A 22523-nucleotide genomic window follows, 5' to 3' on the forward strand; every position below is an offset into this window, starting at 1 on the left:
AACATGTGCGCCGGGTCAGTCAAAAAGCGGGAAAGAGGCAACTATCGGAAAACAGCGGGCACGGAGGCCGCTGCGGCGCGATCGGCGGGAGGAAAATGGCGCCATAAGGCGCCAAACCATGCAGCGATGTCGGGATTACTGTTTACCTGAGGTCAGCAAACTGAAGCTGGTCATCAGATTGCGATAGTCAGGAATATGTTGAGAGAACAGGTTCCCCAACCCTTCGATATCATTTCGCCAATCGCGGTGCAATTCGCACGCCGCGCCAAACCAACTCATCAGCTGCGCGCCGGCCTGGGACATGCGATCCCAAGCCGCATCGCGCGTAATCGCATTGAACGTGCCGGATGCGTCGGTGATGACGAAAACCTCATACCCCTCTTCCAGCGCAGAGAGCGCAGGAAACGCCACGCAAACCTCGGTCACCACGCCGGCGATGATCAGTTGTTTCTTGCCCGTGGCCTTTACCGCCTTGACGAAATCTTCATTATCCCAGGCATTGATATTGCCGGGACGAGCAATATAGGGGGCGTCAGGGAAAGTTTGCTTTAGCTCTGGCACCAAAGGGCCGTTCGGTCCGTTTTCAAAACTCGTGGTCAGTATCGTCGGTAAATTGAAGTATTTAGCCAGATCGGCCAGCGCCAAAACATTATTTTTGAATTTATCCGGATCCTGATCTCTAACCAGGGACAGTAGCCCCGTCTGATGATCGACTAATAAAACTGCGGCCTGTGTCTTATCTAATCGGTTATATTTAAAAGTCATTCCCTTCTCCTTTATCATCAAAATCATCAAATTCCGATCGCCCCATGCATTCCAAGCATGTAGCATGCTTTCAAACGCTCCGACATCAGGCTAGCAATGAACCAGCCGGGTAAATAGCACGATTATTGGGAATGAGTGTTTCACCACTGGGAAGGTTAGTTTTATATGATAGATTTCAATGAGATGGTTATGTTTGCCAGAGTAGTTGAATGCGGTGGATTTCTTTCCGCCAGTAAGAAGTTTGGTATACCCAAATCGACGCTATCAAGACGAATATCCAATTTGGAAAAAAGGCTTAATGTCAGGCTCATTCAGCGCTCAACGCGAAACCTCATGGTCACCGATATAGGAAAAGAATATTTTCAGTACTGCCTGCAGATGATTAGCACCGCAGAGAAAGCGGAATGCCTTATTATTAACAAAAGCGAAAAACCCACTGGAAAAATAAAACTGACCTGCTCAAACATTCTCCTGGATCTTGGCCTAACGGAAGTGCTGGCGAGATTCATGCTGCAATATCCCAAGGTCAATTTGCATGTGAAAATATTTAATCGCAACGTGGATATTATTTCTGAAGGGTATGACCTCTCATTAAAACTCATCGCCGATGAGCCCAAAAACAGCAATTTGGTGATGCGTCGAATTTGCGCTGTGCCCACCGCATTTATGGTCGCCCCCTCTGCAGCTATTCAGTACCAAAGTATAAATACGCCCGAAGATCTCTCCAGTTTGCCAACGGTCGGGTGGTTATCGACCCATCTTCAGGCCGCCTGGACGTTTCAACAAGCCGATCGCGAAGTCAAAATAAACAACGAGTCGCGCATGGTGTGCGATGACATTCGCCTGATCAAGGAATCGATCGTAAAAGGCGTCGGCGTTGGCTGTCTGCCGCTGAAATTAGCCCGCCAGGAACTGCTCGACGGCAGCCTGAAAACGCTGCTCGACGACTGGACATTGGAACAACACAAGATTGTCGCGTTTTACCCTTCCAGACAAGGACTCCCCCCTTCGGTAAGGGCGCTGATTGATTTCATCGTTGATGAACTGGCCGAATAACACGCCGCTTCCAAGCATAAACGCCACGCCGGATTTACCGCAGCGATTAAAAAGTGACTACTATAATAGAGCGCTCGGAAAAATAGAGTGCCCCCGAGGATCGCAACAAAGAGAATGGAGCTGTAACATGCTAAACCTTGATCGCAATAATCTGCCCCTCCTGAGCGAAGAACTGCTCAAAAAGCAACGCACCACCCTGCTGATCATCGCCTTCCTGCTGCTGGCGGGCGGCATACTGTGCCTGGTCAACCCTTTCGCCTCCGGCGCGGCGCTGAGCATCGTGGTCGGCGTCCTGCTGCTGTTGAGCGGCGCCGGGCTGATTATCGCCATGATCGCCAACCGGGCGCAGAATACCTGGCCGATGATCGGCGGCATTCTGCTGGGCGTGGCTTACCTGATTATCGGCTATGTGTTCATCACCAGCCCACTGGCGGGCATTCTGGCGCTGGCGGTGTACCTTGCCGTGCTGTTCGCGCTCGGCGGCATCGCGCGCCTGGCGGCCGGCTATATGCGCCGCGGATTGCCGGGCAACTGGCTACAGTTCGTTATCGGCGTGCTCGATTTGATCATCGCCTGGATGCTGATCGGTTCAGGCCCGGCGGCGTCGGTCACGCTGGTGACGGCGATCGTCGGCATCGAAATGCTGGTCAGCTCCTTTGCGCTGTTCCAGGCGGCGAATCTGTTTAAACGCGCCTGACTCTACCGGCCCGCCATCGCGGGCCTCATCGATTTCGTCGCTTCCAGACACAACAAGGCGATACCCCCTCGGCTTGTCCGTGGTTATCTTCATCGGTAAGTGCCAATATAGGCGCAGACAAGGGAGCTGAAACCGATGACAACCCATTCCAACCCGTTGAACTCGCGGGAAGTCTGCCTGCAATTACGCCATTTCAATCAGGTAATCGGGCAACAATGCCGCAATATGGCGCGCCAAAATACCACCTGCCCGTGCTGCCTGACGGACATCGCCACCGGTTGCGACGCCGGTATCAAACTGTGCGGCCAGCAGTTGGCCAAACCCAACCCGCAAACCCCGTTATTCCGGCAGATTCGCAACTTGCTGCTCGATCTGCGCGCAGAAGCGATAGGGGTTCACAGAATAGACGTCCTGAACCGCACCAATAACGAAATATCCTGGCTGTTGCGCGAGCTGTATTTCGAGACGTTCTGACCCCGCATTTTATCGGGGCCGCTAAAGCGAAAACCGAAAGCGAGATACAGGCTTTTGGCGACGCGATTATGTTCATCAATCATTAACGTCACCGGCTCCACGCCATACAGCCTGAACTCCGCGAGCAGTCAGCGGGAGGAGCCCGTTTAAAAGCGGCTCTGGCAAAGGAAACGTCCACCGGCGCGGGGTTAACCGGCGGCAGCGGTTTTCGGCAACACGAAGTCAACCCGCCGATTCTTGGCCCGGCCCGTCGGCGTGTCGTTGGAAGCCACCGGTTCAGCCTCCCCTTTTCCCCGTTCACTCAGACGAGATTTTTCTACCCCATGTGCGATCAGCCAAACAGCCACCGCACGTGCGCGTCGCAGCGACAGATCCCGATTATATTTATCGCTGCCCACCGCATCGGTATGCCCCTCGATCACCACGTTCCCTACCGGTTCGGCCGCGATAAATTGCGCCACCTGTTGCAGCGCAGGCTCCGCTTTAGCAGCAATCGCATCGCTGTCGAAGGCGAACAGCACATCGCTGCGCATCGATAACGTTACGGCATTTTTGCTGTCTCTGACGGAAATGTCGGCGGATTGTTTAGCCAAATCCGCTGCCTTACTCTGCAGATCAAGGACGCCGGCATTCAGCCCCGAAGGCAAACCAACCAAATCCAGCCGGGTGGCCTTAAGATCGAGTATCACCGGTTTCCCCACGGATGCCGGCTCTCCGCTGTCAGCCCATGAACCCAATGACACCAACCCAAAGGCTAACATCCCCCCCACACAGGCGGCTTTCCTGAGGCCGTTCATCGCTCAACGATCCGTAATGGCTATCGGCCCGAGCGGCTCGACATTGGCGATCGTCAGGTACACCTCTTTCACATCAGGTGGAGGCGCAGGGAAGCTGCCAAACCAGGTGGCGACATAGGGAATGCCTGAACTTGAGCTGAATGACACGCTGGGAGAGGCCAGTGGGACATTATTGCTATCGGTAAGCAGCAGGTATTTTTTATTACCCACCAGAATATAGAAGGATTTCTCAAGACTGCTTTTATCCAGACTGCTATACAAGCCTTGTCCATTAAGGTTGTCTTTCAACCCTTTGAAACGCACTTTGATGGTCAGGATTTCACCGTGGCGCACGGCCTCGGTCACTTGCGCTTCGGCTACGCCGCTGCTGACGATCCCGGTAGCCAACGGTGTCACGGGGGGATCTTCCGCGAAGGCCATGCCGGGGAACATTATCGACGCAAACAGGCAGGAAATGACGAATTTTCTGACATGCTGCATGATCGGAGTCCTTATTCAGGGGGAATTGAAGATTGTTCTTTCAACAACCAGGCAATGCCACTGCGGTCACTCTGTCCCGGAATTATAGTAAAGCACCTCATATTCATGAGAGTTATCCCTGAAAGCGTAACCTTGGTCACGTTATGCTTGCGCATGAATTCTCCCCCGTTAGCGCTTATTTTGCTGAATGACGGCTTCATACCAGCATTCCCTTCCGCTCATCCTCTCTGCTGTTCATCCCACTTTACGACCGCCGTCACACCTCGCCACCGCTAAATTGCGTTGGTTATAGACTCGTCTACAATTCAATCGAATTACCCCCTACAACATCAGAAATTATTATTATTAGAGGTGATTATGTTACAGAAACACGAAAACGTAATAAGTATGACTGTACTAAGCCCGCAAGCCACCCAACAGCTGATGCCATCGTTCTCCTTCTTGCCCCACACGCAACACGCCGACGGCAAATATCGCCTGCGCCGTTATTCGGTCGTTAAATACCTCAACCCCAACGTCGCCGAAGTAGGGCCGCGCACTTTCATGCAGTCGGATCAGATCAACCACTTCCAGGGCAATGTGGTGCGCCGCTTCGAACCTATCGACAGCGCCGTGTTGCAGAGCGCCGGCATGGCAGAGATGTGCAACCTGTTTGCAGAGAGCAACGACCTGCCGGAAGGCGCCGAGATAGAGATCCACCAGATGCGCGTGGTCGCTATCGAGAAAGACACCCAGGTGGCGCCGGAAGGCATACACCAGGACGGTTTCGACCATATCGCGATGATCGCCATTCACCGGCACAACATCGTCGGCGGTGAAATCATGCTGTATGACGACAGCCGCCACGATCCTTTCTTTAAAAAAGCGCTGGCGGACGGTGAGGCCGTGCTGCTGGCGGACAGCAAACTGTGGCACAACGCCACGCCGATCAACGCCGTGAGCCCGGAAGAAGAAGGTCATTTGGATCTCTTTGTCCTCACCGCGCGGGGGGAGAAAGCATGACCTTTACCCCCGAGCTCGCCCGCGCCCAGTTCAGCGCCCTGTCACAGCAGATCGACGGCAAACCGGCCATCTTTTTCGACGGCCCCGGCGGTGCGCAAGTTTCACGGGGCGTGCTGGAAAAAATGACCGACTACCTGGGAAGGTACAACGCTAACCTGGGCGGCCACTATTTCTCGAGCCGGGTCACCGGCGAGGTGATGGGCCAGGCGCGGGAATCGGTGCGCGCCTTGTTAAATGCGCCGTCGCCCGACAACATCGTCTTCGGCATGAACATGACCACGCTGACTTTTCATCTCAGCCGCATCATCAGCCGCGACTGGCAGGCCGGCGATGAAATCATCGTCACCGCGCTGGATCACTACGCCAACGTCTCCAGCTGGCAGCAGGCCGCCGCCGACAAAGGGGCCACGGTACATCAGATACCGCTGGAGAGCGCCGACTGCGCATTGGATGCCGCGAAAGTGTGTGAGCGCATCAACGCCAACACCCGTCTGGTGGCGGTCAGCTACGCCTCCAACGTCACCGGCGGCATCGTCGATATCAAAACCATCGTTGAAGCCGCGCATCGGGTCGGCGCGCAGGTGTATGTCGACGCCGTTCATTACGCGCCGCATAACCTGATCGACGTGCAGGCGCTGGGCTGTGACTTCCTGGTGTGCTCCGCCTACAAGTTCTTTGGCCCGCACGTCGGCATGGCCTACATCGCGCCGCAGTGGTTGCAGCGCCTGCGCCCTTACAAGGTCGAGCCGGCCACCGACGTCGGCCCCGGCCGTTTCGAGACCGGCACGCAAAGCTTCGAGGCACTGGCCGGCGTCGCGGCCGCTATCGAGTATCTGGCGCAGTGGGGCGCGCCCGGAGCGCCGTTAAGGCAGCGCTTGCAGGAGAGCTTCGCCGCCTACCACCGGCATGAAGAGGCGCTGTGCAGTCACTTTTTGCAACGGCTGCAGCAACTCGACGGCGTGCGGCTCTACGGCAATCCCCAGGCGGACAGCGCGCGCCGCACGCCAACCTTCGCCCTGACCTTCAGCGGCCATACGCCTGACGCGATCGCCCGCCGCCTGGGGCAGCACAACATCTGCGCCGGCAGCGGGCATTTCTATGCGTTGGGCTTGGTGCAACAGCTGGGGCTGCAGGACGGCGGCGTGCTGCGCATCGGCATGATGCACTACAACACTCAGGGCGAGATCGATACGCTGTTCAACGTGATCGCCGAAGATATTCTCAGTTAACCCGGCCATATCGGCCCGTTCATCTTATTGGGCAGGCCGAATAAGATATCAAACTGCTCGTCTTTTCTTCCACCGCGTCCACGGCACGCAGATGCGTGCCTTTCTTTCCCCGCGTTACGAAATGCGGAGATAACGGACATATAATGCCGGAACGGGAAAAGAGGCCGGGATCGGCGCATCGTGCGGTTGTCACCGGATACGGCCGGGGCAGCGCATTGCGCGCATTCTCTTTTGGCTCAGCAGTGGGCATAATGACAAACACGGTCTGGGTCAGATGAGTATGAATGGTGAAGTCGCAGCGAATTACGTTAAATGACATTGCTGTACTGGCTGGTGTCACCAAAATGACGGTCAGTCGCTATCTGCGCACGCCGGACAGGGTTAAACCGGAAACGGCTGCGCGCATCGCCGCCGTGATCGAGGAAGTCGGCTATCAGGCCGATCCCGACAATCCCGCCCTCTATTCCAATAGCCCTCCCCTCATCGGCGTTCTGGTTCCTTCTTTTAACAATCTGATATTTGCTGATGTCCTCGCCGGCATTGAATCCGTGACGTCTATACAGGGTTATCAGACGCTGGTCGTCAATTATGACTACAACAGCAAACGCGAAGAGGAGCAAATCGCCGCGATCCTGGCTTTTAAGATTAAAGGGCTGCTGCTGACCGAGTCGGTCCATAGCCTGCGGGCGGAAAAACTCCTGAAGGCGGCAAAAATACCCGTTGCTGAAATCATGGGGCTGTCAGGCAATGCAGATCGAATTAACGTGGGTTTTGATAATGTGAAAGCCGGCTACGATATGACCACCATGTTGCTGGCCAGCGGTAAAAAACGCATTATCTATTTTGGTTCAATGTCTGATATCCGCGATGAACAGCGTTACACGGGATACTGTCAGGCAATGGCTAACCATGATTTGCCTACCGGTCGCATTTCCCCCAATAAAATCTCTTCCATTTCGATTGGGACAGGCATGATGACGCTTGCGAGCCAAATGTATCCGGATATGGACGGTATTCTCTGTACCAACGACGATCTGGCCGTGGGCGTGTTACAGGAATGCCTGGCAAACGGTATCGGCGTTCCAGCGCAAATTACCATTGCCGGATTTCACGGTCTTGAGATCGGGCAGATCATTACCCCCCGGTTAGCCAGCGTACTGACGCCACGGTATGAGATGGGGAAAGTGGCGACAGAGATCATAATAAAAAAAATTAAAGGGCTGCCGACCATTGAACATGTCGATCTCCACTTCCGCCTGTCAATGGGGGAGACAATATAGCGTTCCCCGCCAGTGACTTCATCACTGGCCATAGCTGCCCGCGTCGTCAGAAGAACATCACTCGCTATCCCGGCCAGAAATTCGGCCAGATGGCGTCACCCACCTGACCGAATGCCCCCTCAACGTGCCTTGCGGCGCCGGAGCCAGAATAGGATCAGCAGAATAATGACGACCGCCGTGGTGGCCATGCCAGGCAGAATCATCGGCTGTGCGCGCGCCAACAGCGGTTTCGGCCCCCCGGCGCGCACCTCACTCACGTCGGCCTCGCTCACGCTCAGCGTGCTGTTGCCGTATTTCTGCAGCACGAAGTTAGCGATATCGGCAACCTGCTTATCCGTCAGTTCTCCGACATAGGAACCGGCGCCAAAGCTCGGCATCAGGACGTGCTTACCGTCAACCCGGCGATCAACCCCCTGCAAAATGGCGGCAATCAGGTTTGACGGGTTGTTCGCGGCCGTGGTGGAGTTGTTGAATAGCGAAGGGTAAGCCTGGTTCAAACTGCCGCTGCCGTCCGGCTGATGGCAACTGGCGCAGTAGCCGCTGTAGAGCGCCTCGCCGCTATTGAGCGTGTGGTTGGCGTTGGGCGAATTCATGCCGCGGAGATGGTGCTCAACGTTGTAGTGCGCCTGACTGAGGCCATTGCCCTGGCGCCCCTCGCCCTGTGACGGCACGGTCTTCAGATAAGTTGCAATCGCCTGCAGCTGCCGGTCGGTCAGGTATTGGAAGCTGTGCTCAACGGCTTCAGCCATTGGCCCCGCAGCTTGTGCGCGCCCTTCCGCCCGACCGGTTTTCAGATAGTTCACTAACTCCTGCTCGCTCCAGTCGCCTATCCCTTCCTGGCGATCGGCGGTGATATTCGGCGCGTACCAAGAACCCAACGATGCCCCCATCAGGAAGCGCGAATTGTCTTCCGCCATCAGCACATTACGCGGCGTATGACAGGTTCCGCAGTGAGCCGGCCCCTGCACCAGCGCGGCCCCCTCGTTCCACGCCTCACCTTTCGTCACATCCGGGGTGAAACGCCGATTATCCAAATAAAGCATGTTCCACACCGCCATGGAGAGACGGATGTTGAACGGAAACGGCAGATCGGTTTGGCGCTTGGCTGGCTCATCGACCGGGGCAACGCCATGCATGAAATAGGTATACAACGCGTGGATCTCGTCATCACTCAGACGGGTGTAGGCGGTGTAGGGCATTGCCGGATAGAGATACGTCCCATCTTGCCGGATCCCCGAGCGCAGAACGTCGGCAAACGCCGCTTCGGAATAGCCACCGATGCCGTATTTTACCGATGGGGTTATATTGGTGGCGTAGATAGTGCCCATGGGAGAAGCAATGCCGTACCCCCCGGCAAAAGGCTTGCCCTGCTGCTGCGTATTCGTATGGCAGGCCATGCAGTCCGAGGCGATAGCCAGCGCTTGCCCTTTAGCGATCAGATCGCCGTCCTGGGCATACGCCGCGAAGCCGCTTCCCAGCAGCAGCGTCGCTGCCAACGAATGGGTGATTTTATTCATTTGCTCTCCAGGGCGCGCAGTACGTCATTGGCCGCCTTGAGTCCAAGCGCCGCCATCGTCAACGTGGTGTTGACAACGCTGGCTGAAACCATGGCGCCTCCACCCGGGATCCAAAGGTTGTCATGATCGTGGGCGCGGCAATTGCCGTTCACCACCGAGTTCGTGGGATCGCTGCCCATGATCGTGCCGCCCATAATGTGGTTGTTGGCATTCAGCTTGTCGTTAATCACAAACTCTTGCGCATCGAACAAGTCGCCAATCTGCCGTAGCTGGGTTTTGACTACTTCAAGCCCTTTGCGCACGTACTCGCCGACGTCGTAGTGGATGTCCGGGCAGGCCAGGCCATGCTTGTCTTTGCGGGTGGAGCTCAGAGTAAGACGGTTGTTCGGATCCGGCAGCGGTTCCAGGCTAATGGAGAGATCCACCGAGCGGCTGGCGCGATCGCGCACTTCATCCTGCAGCGCCTTGCCGACCTTGCCCGATTTCAGTACTTCAAGGGCGGAGGGGATCACCCGGTTGATGTTGTTGATGATGATCTTGTTGGCGGAGTGGTCGCTGCGGAACGCGCCGTCACGATACCCCACCATGCAGCTGCTCTGCGCCGGGCCGCGGCCAACCCACAGGGCCTCTCGCGCCAGGAAGGAGCAGTGCAGGCCAGAGTGATCCATCATGTTGCGCCCCACCTGATCCGAGCTGTTCGCGATGCCGTTCGGGTTCTTTTCGTTGGCCGCCAGCAGCAGTAAGCGCGGGTTCTCAATCCCATTGCAGGCCAGAACGAACGCTTTACCGATCGCCCGATGGGAGTTATGCGCCGTGTCGTACCAGTGAACGGCGGTGACGCGGTTATTGTCGTCGGTGTCAATTTTGTACACCACCGCCTCGGGGATCACCTTCGCCCCCTTGTGTTCGGCCCGTTCAACGTGGTGAATGCCGTTGTACATGGCTCCGATCGGGCAAATCGGCTGGCAATTGTTATTGCCGCAGCAGGTGGGCCGTCCATTCCAGGGCCGGGTGCTGCGGCCTTGCGGAATGGGCACCGATTTAAAGCCGTGAGGATTAACAATCTCAGCAATGCGTCTGTCGCCGTAGGCCCAGGGCACCATGTCCATCGGGTAAGGCCCGCTGCGTTCCGCAGGGGACTGCCACTCCGGATTATTCGGGCCGGCAACGCCTATTTCCTCTTCGGCTTTCGCGTACCACGGTTCGATATCTTCGTAGGAAATAGGCCAGTCTCTCCCCACGCCATAGAGGGATTTCATGCGAAAATCATTGGGATGGTTGCGCCAGCAAGAAGCGGCCCAGTGCCAGGTGGTTCCCCCCACCACACGCAAATAGCCCTGTTTAAAGCCTGAGCCATTGGGGCCGGTCAGTTTGATATAGTCGTTCTCCGGGAAATAGAGCGGCGCGGTGGCGTACTCCGATTGCGGGTAAAGCCCCTGAAAATCCGACCCCGCACGATTGTGCAGTGGCATATTGCGCCAGTTTTCCACAGCCTGTGCGCGCTCAATGCGCGGGCCTGCCTCAAGTACCAGCACCGAGTAGCCCTGGCTCACCAAAGCATCCGCCATCAGACCGCCCACAATACCGGAACCGACAATGACGACATCGGCCTCTGCATCGCCGGAAGCATTAATTATTGGGCTTTTCACACGCGATCCTCATATTTTTTATCGGCTACGGCAGGCAAATCTGTTGCGGGAATGGAAGGTTGGCGGGTAACGCCCGGCGGCAAGCCGGTCCACCACAGCGGGCCAAAATTGCACCAGGTCGGCACAATCAGGGCATCCTGAACCGTGCGATACATCAGCGCTTCTTTATAACTAATCAACTGCCCCTGCTCGGCGCTTGAAGGATCTACGGTTCCGGTATACCACGCGGTCACGATCGCCTGGATAAGCTCCCTTTGCCCCTGTTCAATCGCATGTCGGTTCAAGGTTTCCGCATCGGTGGCTTGCTGGCTCAGGATGAACAGGGCGTTGAGTTGCGAGTTCAACTGCGGAAAATGTTCGCGCAGTGCGGAAAAATAGCGGGCGGAGAGTGTGACGTCCAAATCGTCAAACTCGGTAATTTTTCTCGAAATTTGTAAAAATTGCGCGTATTCAACGGGCGAGGCGGCAATTTGCGCCCGTTCGGCATAGGTTATATTTGAATAAGGCAACAGGCTGGCGGCGACGATGACGCCCACCATTTTCCCCAGCGCCTCCCTGCGGGTAAGCACGATTTGCAACGACATTATTAGCTCCGAAATAATTTATTTTTATATAGTTTTTTTAATATCTATCAGAACGCAGGCAAACCAAAATAAAAAATTGTGCTAATAGGGAGGAATCGCATTAAAAGATCAAGGCGTTATGAGATTGGCTACATCTACGACAGAGGTAAACTCACGGCCTTTAATGATGTAATCTGAACCTGAAGCAAATATCCCTGTAAATAATACGGCGTAATCTCTGCCGTAAATTTATTCAACCCAACTCAATTTTTAAAAGTTAGGGGCTATGGCGTTGACGGGAAAGGCGTATTCTTCGGAATCGCGGCAGACGGCGGATGAGCGAGGCTTTCCGCCGGCAGCCTGAAGTAGCGATACCAGCCGCCGCTGGACGTCTTGCTACGTCAGCAGGGCGCCGTCGATTTTCGCCACAATTTTGCGCAGAACTGCCGGTGTTGTGCAGGTACTCATCGGGCGATGCAGCTCCCCCGGAAAGATAACGGCCAGTTCACCGGGTTGCAGGTGGATGAGAGTTTCACCGGGGATCGCCGGGCTAAACCCAAGGTCGTGCGCCTCGTTAAATGGCTCACTCAACGGCAAAGGCAGCCCCAGAACCCCGGCGCCAATCACTTCTCGCCCTTCCAGGACAAGATGGATATCCAGATACTGGCGATGAAACTCCGGCTTCTGGTCGGCCAACAGTTTGGTTTCCCCTTCAACGACGTTAAAGAACATCTGTTTACCCTGCACCTGATAGTGGCCGACAGGTAAATTGTACGGCTCACTTTCAATAATGCTGACCAGCATTTTTCGAATGGCTGCCGGATAGAATTTATTATTTACGGCAGTGGTTAAGGCATCAATAATCATAATATTTTCTCTGGTAGATATCGATTCGGTATTTCACCGACAAGAACAATGGCTGGGTAGTTTTATGGCAACAGGCAATCTCGGTGTAATTACGGTAGAATCGCTATTCGATCGTTCTACGGGCGCCACTATGAATAAGCAACAAAGCAAACCGCTTTGTTGTTAATATTTACAACCTATCACCACTGTGAGTAAACTCCACCTGAAAGGCTATTCGGCATGGTGAAATAAGTCATGACCTATCTCACGGTTTTTAGCCGCTTAAAACTGTGACAAAAGTCACTTAATTAAGTGTTACGAAACGACGTTACTTATCCTGTGATCCACGGCAGAAAATCACTGGATATTCACCGCTTTCACCAAAATCGATCGATTTAGCCTTCTCCCCCTACGGGCATAATGAGTTATTTTCCCCGATAGTCACTGACAGAAACCACGAAATTGCACACGAGATCACGCCAGCAGTAACATGCTTTTTTAACACTCTTTGGCGTGATGCAGATCGCAAAAATAAGCGGTAAAAAAACGTCTGATACAGGGTATCCCCTATTTTTCAGACAGGATCGCAACGATGCACACTGACACTCAACCTACCATTTTGCTTATCGCGCCGGTGATGGATGCTTTACAGGCCGCGTTGGACGCCCGTTACCGGGTATTCCGTCTCTATGAACAATCAGATATTCCAGCCTTCCTGGTTCGCCATGGCGCAGACGTTCAGGCGGTGGTCACCCGTGGTGATGTGGGGGTAACCCGGGAGACGCTGGAACAGCTGCCGCAGGTGGGCATGATTGCCGTCTTTGGCGTGGGGACTGACGCTATCGATCTCAACTACACCCGGGAACGCCATATCAGCGTCGGGATCACCGCCGGCGTGCTGACCGATGATGTGGCAGATCTGGCTCTGGGGCTAATGCTGTCCGCCAGCCGCCGCCTCTGCCAAGGGGACCGATTTGTACGTGAAGGCCGCTGGGAAACGACGCCGCCACCGCTGGCGACCAAAGTGAGCGGTAAACGCATCGGTATTTTCGGCATGGGGAATATTGGCCAAGCCATCGCCCGCCGGGCGAAAGGCTTCGATATGACCATCCTGTATACTGACCGCCAGCGCAAAGACGGCCTGGATTACCAGTGGTGCGCCGATCTGCATACGCTCGCAGCGCAGAGTGATTTCCTGGTGATCGCGGCATCCGGCAGTGCGGAAAACCGCGGGATTATTGATGCCAGCGTATTTAACGCCATGCCCGAACGCGCCTGGCTTATCAATATTGCCCGCGGCAGCCTGGTCGATGAGGCGGCGCTGATAAAGGCGTTACAAAATCATGTTATCGCCGGGGCCGCTCTGGACGTCTTTGAAAACGAACCCCATGTCCCGACAGCGTTCTTTGCGCTCGAGAATGTTCTGCTTCAACCCCATGTGGCCAGCGCTACCGTAGAAACTCGTCAGGGAATGAGCCAATCCGTTTTGGATAATCTGGCAGGTTATTTTTCACATCAGGATATTCCTGGGTTAATTCAATAAAAATGATCGTTTGAGTTACGAATAATCATTTTTATCCGCCAACACAATATTCTCTGTGAATGGCGGATATCATCGAGACGCTATTATGACCGATAAAATACCAGGAACTCGCTGGCTGCGGGTTATCGCGCCGATCCTTATCACCTGTATTATTTCATTTATGGATCGCGTTAACATCAGCTTTGCTCTGCCGGGTGGCATGGAACAGGATTTAGGCATTACCAGCCAGATGGCTGGCGTGGCCAGCGGTATCTTTTTTATTGGTTATTTATTTCTGCAAATCCCTGGCGGACGACTTGCGGTTTACGGTAGCGGAAAACGTTTTATCGCCTGGTCGCTCGTGGCCTGGGCGATTGTCTCTATCGCCACCGGATTCGTCACCCATGAATATCAACTGCTCGTGCTGCGTTTTATTCTCGGGATCTCCGAAGGGGGAATGTTGCCCGTTGTGCTGACCATGGTCAGCAATTGGTTCCCGGAAAAAGAACTGGGCCGGGCCAATGCCTTTGTCATGATGTTTGCCCCACTAGGAGGGATGCTGACCGCCCCGGTTTCCGGCGCAATTATTGCCGCCCTCGACTGGCGCTGGCTGTTCATTATCGAAGGCTTATTGTCGATCGTGGTGTTGACCATTTGGTGGCTGGTGATCAGTGACCGCCCGGAAGAAGCGCGTTGGCTGCCGGCGAAGGAACGCGACTATTTATTGACCGAACTGGCCCGGGAGCGCAAAGCGCGGGAAGGGATGGCGCCGCCGGCCAAAGCGCCGTTAAAAGCGGTATTTCGCAACAAGGGATTGATGCGCCTGGTCGTGCTGAATTTCTTTTACCAGACCGGAGACTATGGGTATACGTTGTGGCTGCCCACCATCTTGAAAAACCTGACCGGTGGCAGCATGGCCAATGTTGGGGTATTGGCGATCCTGCCGTTTGTTGCCACTCTGGCGGGGATTTATGTGATTTCGATGTTCAGCGATCGCAGCGGTAAACGACGTTTGTGGGTCAGGATCTCCCTGTACTGTTTTGCGGCGGCGCTGATAGCCTCGGTGATCCTGCATGAGCACGTGGTGGCCGCCTATATCGCGTTGGTGGTGTGCGGCTTCTTCCTTAAAGCGGCGACCAGCCCCTTCTGGTCGATTCCCGGACGCATTGCGGCGGCGGAAGTGGCGGGCAGCGCACGCGGGGTGATCAACGGGCTGGGCAACCTCGGTGGGTTTTGCGGCCCCTATCTGGTCGGCGTCATGATTTATCTGTACGGACAGAACGTCGCGGTTTGCGCGCTGGCGGCATCGCTGCTGCTGGCGGGAAGTATCACCTTCCTGCTGCCGAAAGAATGCGATCGCACCTGCGAAGAAGCGGATAACCGCCTGCCATCCGGGGCCAAACAGAAATGGAGTTAAGCGGCAATAACGCGCTGTGGGCAGCGACGGCGGCTCACACCCGCATCAGGATTGGGCGGCGCGTTGTGTTATCGCGGTTAAATGCCAGGCCAATAGCTTGAGCGACTCACACGTCAACCCGCACCAAACGGTGATGCATCGTTGAGAATCAGCTTTTCTGAAAACGGTTATAACTCAATGGGGGTGATGCATAGGGAGATTTTGGAGCGGGTGAAGGGAATCGAACCCTCGTATGCAGCTTGGGAAGCTGCCGTTCTACCATTGAACTACACCCGCATCGGTGTGCGACAGGCATTATAACCGGTTATCGGCGGCGGGCAAGCGGAGATGGCGCGTAACTGCCGATGTTTTAAGCGGTTAAGTCCCGTAGACGAAAAAAAACCGGCGCAGTTGCCTGCACCGGTTTTTGCACGCTAAACGGGATTATTTCTGTGGGCGCATCGCCGGGAACAGAATCACGTCGCGGATGGTGTGACTGTTGGTGAACAGCATCACCATGCGGTCGATGCCGATGCCCAGACCGGCGGTCGGCGGCAGGCCGTGCTCCAGCGCGGTGACGTAGTCTTCGTCGTAGAACATCGCTTCGTCGTCGCCGGCGTCTTTGGCATTCACCTGATCGGCGAAGCGTTGCGCCTGATCTTCGGCGTCGTTCAGCTCGGAGAAGCCGTTGCCGATTTCACGGCCGCCGATGAAGAACTCGAAGCGGTCGGTGATTTCCGGGTTCACGTCGTTGCGGCGCGCCAGCGGCGACACTTCAGCCGGGTACTCGGTGATGAAGGTCGGCTGAATCAGATGGCTTTCCGCCACTTCTTCGAAGATCTCGGTCACGACGCGGCCCAGGCCCCAGCTCTTCTCAACCTTGATGCCGATGGATTCGGCGATGGCCACCGCTTTGCCCATGTCGGCCAGGTCAGCCAGATCGGTTTCCGGACGGTATTTCTTGATCGCCTCGGTCATGGTCAGCTTCTCGAACGGCTTGCCGAAGTCGAACACTTCATCGCCGTACTGCACCTGAGAGGTGCCCAGCACTTTCTCGGTCAGGGTGCGGAACAGGGTCTCGGTCAGCTCGATCAGGTCTTTGTAATCCGCGTAAGCCATGTAGAGTTCCATCATGGTGAACTCTGGGTTATGACGCGGAGAAACGCCTTCGTTGCGGAAGTTGCGGTTGATTTCGAACACGCGCTCAAAGCCGCCGACCACCAGACGCTTCAGATACAGTTCCGGCGCGATGCGCAGGTACATGTCGATATCCAGCGCATTGTGGTGAGTGATGAATGGACGCGCGGACGCGCCGCCCGGGATCACCTGCATCATCGGGGTTTCGACTTCCATGAAGCCGCGTTCCACCATGAAGTTGCGGATAGCCGACATCACCTGCGAACGCACTTTGAAAGTGTTGCGCGATTCTTCGTTGGCGATCAGATCCAGGTAACGCTGGCGGTAACGGGTTTCCTGATCCGCCAGGCCGTGGAATTTATCCGGCAGCGGACGCAGCGCTTTGGTCAACAGACGCAGTTCGGTGCAGTGGATCGACAGTTCGCCGGTCTTGGTTTTGAACAGCTTGCCGCGCGCGCCCAGGATATCGCCCAGGTCCCACTTCTTGAACTGCTCGTTGTACACGCCTTCAGCCAGATCGTCGCGCGCGACGTACAGCTGAATACGGCCGCCCACGTCCTGCAGCGTGACGAAGGATGCCTTGCCCATAATGCGGCGGGTCATCATGCGGCCGGCGACGGTCACTTCTACGCCCAGCGCTTCCAGCTCTTCGTTGTCTTTATCGCCGTACGCAGCGTGCAGTTTGTCGGAGGTGGAATCGCGACGGAAGTCGTTCGGGAACGCAATGCCGTTCTCACGCAGGCCGGCCAGTTTCTCGCGGCGGGACTGCAGTTCGTTATTGAGATCCAGCGCCTGATCGGCGCCCTGTACTTGTTGTTCAGACATTTCTATTCCTCATAACCCGGCTTTCAAACTTGCCTCAATGAATTTATCCAGGTCGCCATCCAGTACGGCCTGCGTGTTACGCGTTTCGACGTTGGTGCGCAAATCCTTGATGCGGGAGTCATCCAGCACGTAAGAACGGATTTGGCTGCCCCAGCCGATGTCGGACTTGTTGTCTTCCATCGTCTGCTTATCAGCATTTTTCTTTTGCATCTCAAACTCGTACAGCTTGGCTCGCAGCTGTTTAAACGCTTGATCCTTGTTCTTATGCTGAGAACGATCGTTCTGGCACTGCACCACGATGTTGGTTGGCAGGTGAGTAATACGTACGGCGGATTCGGTTTTGTTGACGTGCTGACCGCCCGCACCGGAGGCGCGGTACACGTCGATACGCAGATCCGCCGGGTTGATTTCGATATCGATATCGTCGTCCACTTCCGGGTAGATGAACACCGAGCTGAACGAGGTGTGGCGACGGCCGCCGGAGTCGAACGGGCTCTTGCGCACCAGGCGATGCACGCCGGTTTCAGTGCGCAACCAGCCGAACGCGTAGTCGCCGATGATCTTGATGGTGGCCGATTTCAGGCCAGCGACGTCGCCGTCGGATTCTTCGATCACTTCGGTCTTGAAGCCCTTGGCTTCGGCCCAGCGCAGGTACATGCGCAGCAGCATGCTGGCCCAGTCCTGCGCTTCGGTGCCGCCGGAGCCGGCCTGGATATCCAGGTAGCAGTCGGCGCTGTCGTATTCGCCGGAGAACATGCGGCGGAATTCCAACTGATCCAGTTTGCTCATCAGTTGATCCAGCTCGGCGACCGCTTCGTTGAAGGTCTCTTCATCGTCGGCTTCCACCGCCAGTTCCAGCAGCCCGCCAACGTCTTCGCCGCCCTGCTCCAGCTGATCGATGGTTTCAACGATGGCTTCCAGCGCAGCGCGCTCTTTACCGAGCGCCTGTGCGCGCTCCGGCTCGTTCCAAACGTCCGGCTGCTCCAGCTCGGCGTTGACTTCTTCTAGGCGTTCCTTCTTGGCATCATAGTCAAAGATACCCCCTAAGAACCGCAGTCCGCTCGGACAGGTCCTGAATTCGGTTTTTTACCGGGTTAATTTCAAACATGGTTTCGTTCTTTTACGTTGATGTCGTCGATGGCGGAATGCCATTGGAACCGCTAATTCTAACGGATCCGGGCGGCAGTTTATAGCGAGTTGGTCAGTTTTTGTGGCGATCGGGAAGGATGCCGGGGATTGGAGAGCCCAATCCCCGAATTGTGTTCAATTTCGCCTCAGCGCGGCCAAAGATGCTGGATCAGCAGCTGCACGTTGCGGTTGCCGCGAAACTCGTTGACGTCGAGCTTGTAGGCCAGTTCCACTTCGCGCACGCTGCTGTCCGGCCACAGCGTGGTATCCACGTTGAACGCGATGCCGTCGAGCAGCGGGCCGCCGCCGAGCGGCTCCACCATCAGCTTCAGGTGTTTCTCGCCCACCAGCCGCTGCTGCAGGATGCGGAACTTGCCGTCGAAGGTCGGTTCCGGGAACGCCTGGCCCCACGGGCCGCCCTCGCGCAGCAGCTCCGCCGTGGTCAGCGACAGCTCCTGCATCGCCAGTTCGCCGTCGGACCAGATCACCCCTTCCAGCATCGCCGGATCGAGCCATTCGCCCACCAGCTCGCCGAAACGCTGGCGGAACTCGTCGAATTTGGCTTCTTCCAGCGACAGCCCGGCCGCCATCGCGTGGCCGCCGAACTTCATCATCAGCCCGGGGTTCAGCATATCCAGCCGCTCCAGCGCGTCGCGCATGTGCAGGCCGGGCACCGAACGGCCGGAGCCTTTCAGGATGCCGTCACCCGCCGGCGCGAACGCGATCACCGGGCGGTGGAAACGCTCTTTGATGCGCGAAGCGAGGATGCCCACCACGCCCTGGTGCCATTCCGGGTGATACATCGCCAATCCGTAAGGCAGCTCGGTGCTGGTGCGCTCCAGCTGATCGCACAGCTGCAGGGCTTCCACCTGCATGCCCTGCTCTATCTCGCGTCGCGTCTGGTTCAGCGCATCGAGATCGTTGGCCAGCATGCGCGCCTGCGCGATGTCGTCGCTCAGCAGCAGCGCCACGCCGATCGACATGTCGTCCAGCCGGCCGGCGGCGTTGAGCCGCGGCCCGAGAGCAAAACCGAGATCGTTGGCCGCCAGTTGACGGGCGTCGCGGTTGGCCACCTCAAGCAGCGCGCGGATGCCCGGTCGGCATTTGCCGGCGCGGATGCGGTTTAATCCCTGATACACCAAAATGCGGTTGTTGGCGTCCAGCGGCACCACGTCGGCCACGGTGCCGAGCGCCACCAGGTCCAGCAGCTCCGCCAGATTGGGCATCGCCAGCGCGCGCTGCTCGAACCAGCCGCTGTCCCGCAGGCGGGCGCGCAGCGCCAGCATCAGGTAGAACGCGACGCCTACCCCCGCCAGCGATTTGGACGGGAAGGCGCAGCCGCGCAGGTTGGGGTTAACGATCGCTTCGGCCGCCGGCAGGGTCTCGCCCGGCAGGTGGTGATCGGTCACCAGCACCTGCATGCCCTTGGCGTGCGCCACGTCGACGCCGGCGTGGGAGGAGATGCCGTTATCGACGGTGACAATGAGTTCTGCGCCGCGCGCCGCCGCCTGCTCCACCACTTCGGGGCTCAGGCCATAACCGTCTTCGAAACGGTTAGGCACCAGATAATCGACGGCTGCGCCGCCCATGCTGCGCAGCGCCAACACCGTCAGCGCGGTGCTGGTGGCGCCATCGGCGTCGAAATCGCCCACCACCATGATGCGGCGGCCGTCGGCCAGCGCCTGTTGCAGCAGGCCGACGGCGTCGTCGATGCCGTCCAGCTGTTGCCAGGGCAGCATGCCTTTGACGCCGCGTTCCAGCTCTTGCTCAGCCTGCACGCCGCGCAGGGCGTAAAGCCGACGCAGCAGCGGCGGCAAACTGGCGGGCAGATGCGTGTCGTCCGCCGCCGGGCGGCGGCGTAGTTGCGTTTTGATACTCACCGGCGATTAACCACCGGCTTTGGTGGCGGCCTGGTGCGCATCCAGCATGGCGGCCATCTCTTTCGGCCCCTGATAGCCCGGGATCATCATGCCGTTCTCCAGGATGATGGCCGGCGTGCCCTGAATGCCGAACTGCACGCCCAGCTCGTAATGCTTGCTGATGTCGGTTTTGCAGGTCGCCGGAGAAACGGCGTCGCCCTTCATGGCGGCGTCAAACGCCTTGGCCTTGTCGGCGGTGCACCAGATCGACTGCATGTCTTTTTCAGCCTGGGAAGCCAGCCCCTGGCGCGGGAATGCCATATAACGCACGGTAATACCCAGATCGTTGTACTCTTTCATCTGCTGATGCAGTTTGTGGCAGTAACCGCAGGTGATATCGGTGAACACGGTGATCACGTGTTTCTCTTTCGGCGCTTTGTAAACGATCATCTGATCTTTCAGCGCGTCCATCTTGCTGCTCAGCAGTTGGTTGGTCACGTTGACCGGCTCTTTGCCGCTGACGTCAAACAGCGGGCCCTGCAGGATGTGCTTGCCGTCTTCGGAGGCGTACAGCACGCCGCTGTCGGTCAGCACGGTTTTCAGGCCGTTGACCGGCGAAGGCTGCACGTCCGCCTGCTGGATGCCCAGGCTGGCGAGCGCTTTTTTGATCGCCGCGTCATCGGCATGGGCGGCGCCGGCCACCGAAGCCACCAGCAGAGAGAGCAGCATTAAACCTTTTTTCATTGTTCCAATCCTTTCGAACCCGCCGCTCAGGCGCGCGGGTGATGCTGTTGATGTAGCTGTTTCAGTCGTTCGGTCGCTACATGTGTATAAATTTGCGTGGTCGAGAGATCGCTGTGCCCTAACAACATCTGTACGACACGGAGATCGGCTCCATGGTTCAGCAAATGGGTAGCGAACGCGTGCCGCAACACGTGCGGCGACAGACGCTCGCTGTCGATGCCCGCAAGGATGGCATAGTGTTTGATGCGATGCCAGAACGTCTGTCGGGTCATTTGCTGGCAGCGGGTGCTGGGGAACAGCACATCCAGCGTCTGACCGTTGACCAGCCATGGGCGGCCGTGCTCCAGATAATTTTCGATCCAGTAGACCGCCTCTTCGCCCAGCGGCACCAGCCGCTCCTTGTTGCCCTTGCCGATCACCCGCACCACGCCCTGGCGCAGGCTGACGTCGCTGATGCTCAGCCCCACCAGCTCGGAAACCCGCAGCCCGGTGGCGTACAACACTTCGAGCATCGCCTTGTCGCGCAGCTCCAGCGGCTGATCGACGCAGGGCGCCTGCAGCAACGCATCGACCTGCGCCTCGCTCAGATCCTTCGGCAAGCGCTGCGGCAGTTTGGGGGACGCCAGCTGCGCGGTGGGATCGTCGGCGCGCAGCTTTTCGCGGTACAGATATTGAAACAGGCGCCTCATGGCGCTCAGCAAACGCGCGGAGCTGGTGGCCTTGTAACCGCCATCCACCCGCTCGGCGAGAAACGCCTGCAGATCCAACGCCTGCGCCTGCAGCAAATCGGTCTTCTGCTGGCCAAGCCAGGCGCCCAGTGCCTGCAAATCCAGCCGATAGGAGGCCAGCGTATTTTCCGCCAGATTGCGCTCAAGCCACAGCGCATCCAGGAATTGTTCAATCAGCGCATTGTCTTGCTGTTGCACGCGGTCCTCTCTTTGTTGCATTTCCACCCGCGCCATTATGCCTTAAGCCGGAGCAAATCAGGTATACTCGCTGCAATTCTCTAAACAGCAACGTAACGGTTTACACATGAAGATTGGTCTGTTTTACGGCTCCAGCACCTGCTACACCGAAATGGCGGCAGAAAAAATCCGTGAGATTCTGGGTGAAGACCTGGTCGACCTGCACAACCTGAAAGACGTCTCGCCCAAGCTGATGGAGGACTATTCCATTCTGATCCTCGGCATCCCGACCTGGGATTTCGGCGAACTGCAGGAAGACTGGGAAGCGATCTGGCCGCAGCTGGCGGCGCTGGATCTGAAAGGCAAAATCGTCGCCATGTACGGCATGGGCGATCAGCTCGGTTACGGTGAGTGGTTCCTCGACGCGCTGGGCATGCTGCACGATCACATCGCGCCGCTGGGCGTACAGTTCATCGGCTTCTGGCCAACTGAGGGCTTCGAGTTCACCAGCCCCAAACCGCTGAGCGCCGACGGCAAACATTTCGTCGGCCTGGCGCTCGATGAGGTCAACCAATACGATCTGAGCGAAGAGCGCCTGCAGCAATGGTGCGAACAGATCCTGTTGGAGATGGAGCCGCTGCTGTAGCCGCTA

General features: G+C 56.9%; 21 protein-coding genes and 1 tRNA gene. 9 read left to right on the forward strand and 13 right to left on the reverse strand.

Annotated elements, in window-relative coordinates:
* Positions 1 to 135: 135 nt before the first annotated feature.
* The gene (gene ycaC / locus IT763_RS18870) at positions 136 to 765 is read right to left on the reverse strand and encodes an isochorismate family cysteine hydrolase YcaC (protein WP_016929953.1); all 630 of its coding nucleotides are present in this window, start codon (positions 763 to 765) and stop codon (positions 136 to 138) included.
* 165 nt (positions 766 to 930) lie between these two features.
* On the opposite strand from ycaC, the gene IT763_RS18875 reads away from it, so the two are divergent.
* From IT763_RS18875 to IT763_RS18885, 3 genes are all read left to right on the forward strand, one after another.
* Positions 931 to 1821, forward strand: a complete 891-nt coding sequence (locus tag IT763_RS18875; protein WP_016929954.1) for a LysR substrate-binding domain-containing protein — start codon at positions 931 to 933, stop codon at positions 1819 to 1821.
* 127 nt (positions 1822 to 1948) lie between these two features.
* Entirely contained in the window at positions 1949 to 2518 is a 570-nt protein-coding gene (locus IT763_RS18880; RefSeq protein WP_004931723.1) for an HdeD family acid-resistance protein, read from the forward strand.
* Between the two features lie 135 nt (positions 2519 to 2653).
* Positions 2654 to 2992 (forward strand): hypothetical protein, encoded by a 339-nt coding sequence (locus tag IT763_RS18885; RefSeq protein WP_015378954.1) that lies wholly within the window; start codon positions 2654 to 2656, stop codon positions 2990 to 2992.
* A 188-nt stretch (positions 2993 to 3180) separates the two neighbouring features.
* On the opposite strand, the gene IT763_RS18890 is transcribed toward IT763_RS18885, so the two are convergent.
* The gene (locus IT763_RS18890) at positions 3181 to 3789 is read right to left on the reverse strand and encodes an OmpA family protein (RefSeq protein WP_016929955.1); all 609 of its coding nucleotides are present in this window, start codon (positions 3787 to 3789) and stop codon (positions 3181 to 3183) included.
* Between the two features lie 3 nt (positions 3790 to 3792).
* A complete protein-coding gene (locus IT763_RS18895; protein WP_004931717.1) occupies positions 3793 to 4269 on the reverse strand; it encodes a hypothetical protein in 477 nt (158 codons plus the stop codon).
* 387 nt (positions 4270 to 4656) lie between these two features.
* On the opposite strand from IT763_RS18895, the gene IT763_RS18900 reads away from it, so the two are divergent.
* The 3 genes from IT763_RS18900 (at position 4657) to IT763_RS18910 (ending at position 7780) form a co-directional block, all read left to right on the forward strand.
* Positions 4657 to 5271, forward strand: coding sequence for a 2OG-Fe dioxygenase family protein (locus tag IT763_RS18900; protein WP_227944643.1), 615 nt, complete (start codon positions 4657 to 4659; stop codon positions 5269 to 5271).
* Positions 5268 to 6500: a cysteine desulfurase-like protein gene (locus tag IT763_RS18905; protein WP_193843060.1), complete on the forward strand. Its 1233-nt coding sequence runs from the start codon at positions 5268 to 5270 to the stop codon at positions 6498 to 6500. The genes IT763_RS18900 and IT763_RS18905 overlap by 4 nt, the downstream gene beginning before the upstream one ends.
* Positions 6501 to 6787: 287 nt before the next feature.
* Entirely contained in the window at positions 6788 to 7780 is a 993-nt protein-coding gene (locus IT763_RS18910; protein ID WP_206195464.1) for a LacI family DNA-binding transcriptional regulator, read from the forward strand.
* Positions 7781 to 7899: 119 nt separating this feature from the next.
* On the opposite strand, the gene IT763_RS18915 is transcribed toward IT763_RS18910, so the two are convergent.
* The 4 genes from IT763_RS18915 to IT763_RS18930 form a co-directional block, all read right to left on the reverse strand.
* The gene (locus IT763_RS18915; RefSeq protein WP_197817772.1) at positions 7900 to 9297 is read right to left on the reverse strand and encodes a cytochrome c; all 1398 of its coding nucleotides are present in this window, start codon (positions 9295 to 9297) and stop codon (positions 7900 to 7902) included.
* A complete protein-coding gene (locus IT763_RS18920) occupies positions 9294 to 10946 on the reverse strand; it encodes a GMC family oxidoreductase (protein WP_049300378.1) in 1653 nt (550 codons plus the stop codon). The genes IT763_RS18915 and IT763_RS18920 overlap by 4 nt, the downstream gene beginning before the upstream one ends.
* Complete coding sequence (locus tag IT763_RS18925; RefSeq protein WP_004931706.1) at positions 10943 to 11530, reverse strand: sugar dehydrogenase complex small subunit; 588 nt, start codon at positions 11528 to 11530, stop codon at positions 10943 to 10945. Before IT763_RS18925 ends, IT763_RS18920 begins: the two co-directional genes overlap by 4 nt.
* Before the next feature lie 375 nt (positions 11531 to 11905).
* Positions 11906 to 12376: a YhcH/YjgK/YiaL family protein gene (locus IT763_RS18930; RefSeq protein WP_206194924.1), complete on the reverse strand. Its 471-nt coding sequence runs from the start codon at positions 12374 to 12376 to the stop codon at positions 11906 to 11908.
* Positions 12377 to 12947: 571 nt separating this feature from the next.
* Here IT763_RS18930 and IT763_RS18935 point away from each other — a divergent pair.
* Complete coding sequence (locus IT763_RS18935) at positions 12948 to 13898, forward strand: 2-hydroxyacid dehydrogenase (RefSeq protein WP_015378963.1); 951 nt, start codon at positions 12948 to 12950, stop codon at positions 13896 to 13898.
* 85 nt (positions 13899 to 13983) lie between these two features.
* Positions 13984 to 15294, forward strand: a complete 1311-nt coding sequence (locus tag IT763_RS18940) for an MFS transporter (RefSeq protein ID WP_206194925.1) — start codon at positions 13984 to 13986, stop codon at positions 15292 to 15294.
* Positions 15295 to 15496: 202 nt separating this feature from the next.
* Here the strand turns inward: IT763_RS18940 and IT763_RS18945 are convergent.
* The 6 genes from IT763_RS18945 to xerD form a co-directional block, all read right to left on the reverse strand.
* Positions 15497 to 15570: transfer RNA gene (locus IT763_RS18945), tRNA-Gly, on the reverse strand.
* 147 nt (positions 15571 to 15717) lie between these two features.
* Positions 15718 to 17235: a lysine--tRNA ligase gene (gene lysS / locus IT763_RS18950; protein ID WP_004931697.1), complete on the reverse strand. Its 1518-nt coding sequence runs from the start codon at positions 17233 to 17235 to the stop codon at positions 15718 to 15720.
* A 9-nt stretch (positions 17236 to 17244) separates the two neighbouring features.
* A protein-coding gene (gene prfB, locus IT763_RS18955) for a peptide chain release factor 2 (protein ID WP_096242572.1) occupies positions 17245 to 18343 on the reverse strand; the annotation gives its coding sequence in 2 pieces (ribosomal slippage) (positions 17245 to 18267 and positions 18269 to 18343; 1098 coding nt in all).
* A gap of 166 nt (positions 18344 to 18509) precedes the next feature.
* Positions 18510 to 20243, reverse strand: a complete 1734-nt coding sequence (gene recJ / locus IT763_RS18960; protein ID WP_016929971.1) for a single-stranded-DNA-specific exonuclease RecJ — start codon at positions 20241 to 20243, stop codon at positions 18510 to 18512.
* A 6-nt stretch (positions 20244 to 20249) separates the two neighbouring features.
* Positions 20250 to 20966 (reverse strand): bifunctional protein-disulfide isomerase/oxidoreductase DsbC, encoded by a 717-nt coding sequence (gene dsbC, locus IT763_RS18965; RefSeq protein WP_206194926.1) that lies wholly within the window; start codon positions 20964 to 20966, stop codon positions 20250 to 20252.
* A 26-nt stretch (positions 20967 to 20992) separates the two neighbouring features.
* The gene (xerD, locus tag IT763_RS18970; RefSeq protein WP_048795302.1) at positions 20993 to 21892 is read right to left on the reverse strand and encodes a site-specific tyrosine recombinase XerD; all 900 of its coding nucleotides are present in this window, start codon (positions 21890 to 21892) and stop codon (positions 20993 to 20995) included.
* 106 nt (positions 21893 to 21998) lie between these two features.
* Here xerD and fldB point away from each other — a divergent pair, with 106 nt between their 5' ends.
* Positions 21999 to 22517, forward strand: coding sequence for a flavodoxin FldB (gene fldB / locus IT763_RS18975; RefSeq protein WP_004931683.1), 519 nt, complete (start codon positions 21999 to 22001; stop codon positions 22515 to 22517).
* Positions 22518 to 22523: the final 6 nt, after the last annotated feature.

The organism is Serratia sp. CMO1 (genome assembly GCF_015689115.1).
In the GTDB taxonomy this organism is placed as follows: domain Bacteria; phylum Pseudomonadota; class Gammaproteobacteria; order Enterobacterales; family Enterobacteriaceae; genus Serratia; species Serratia marcescens.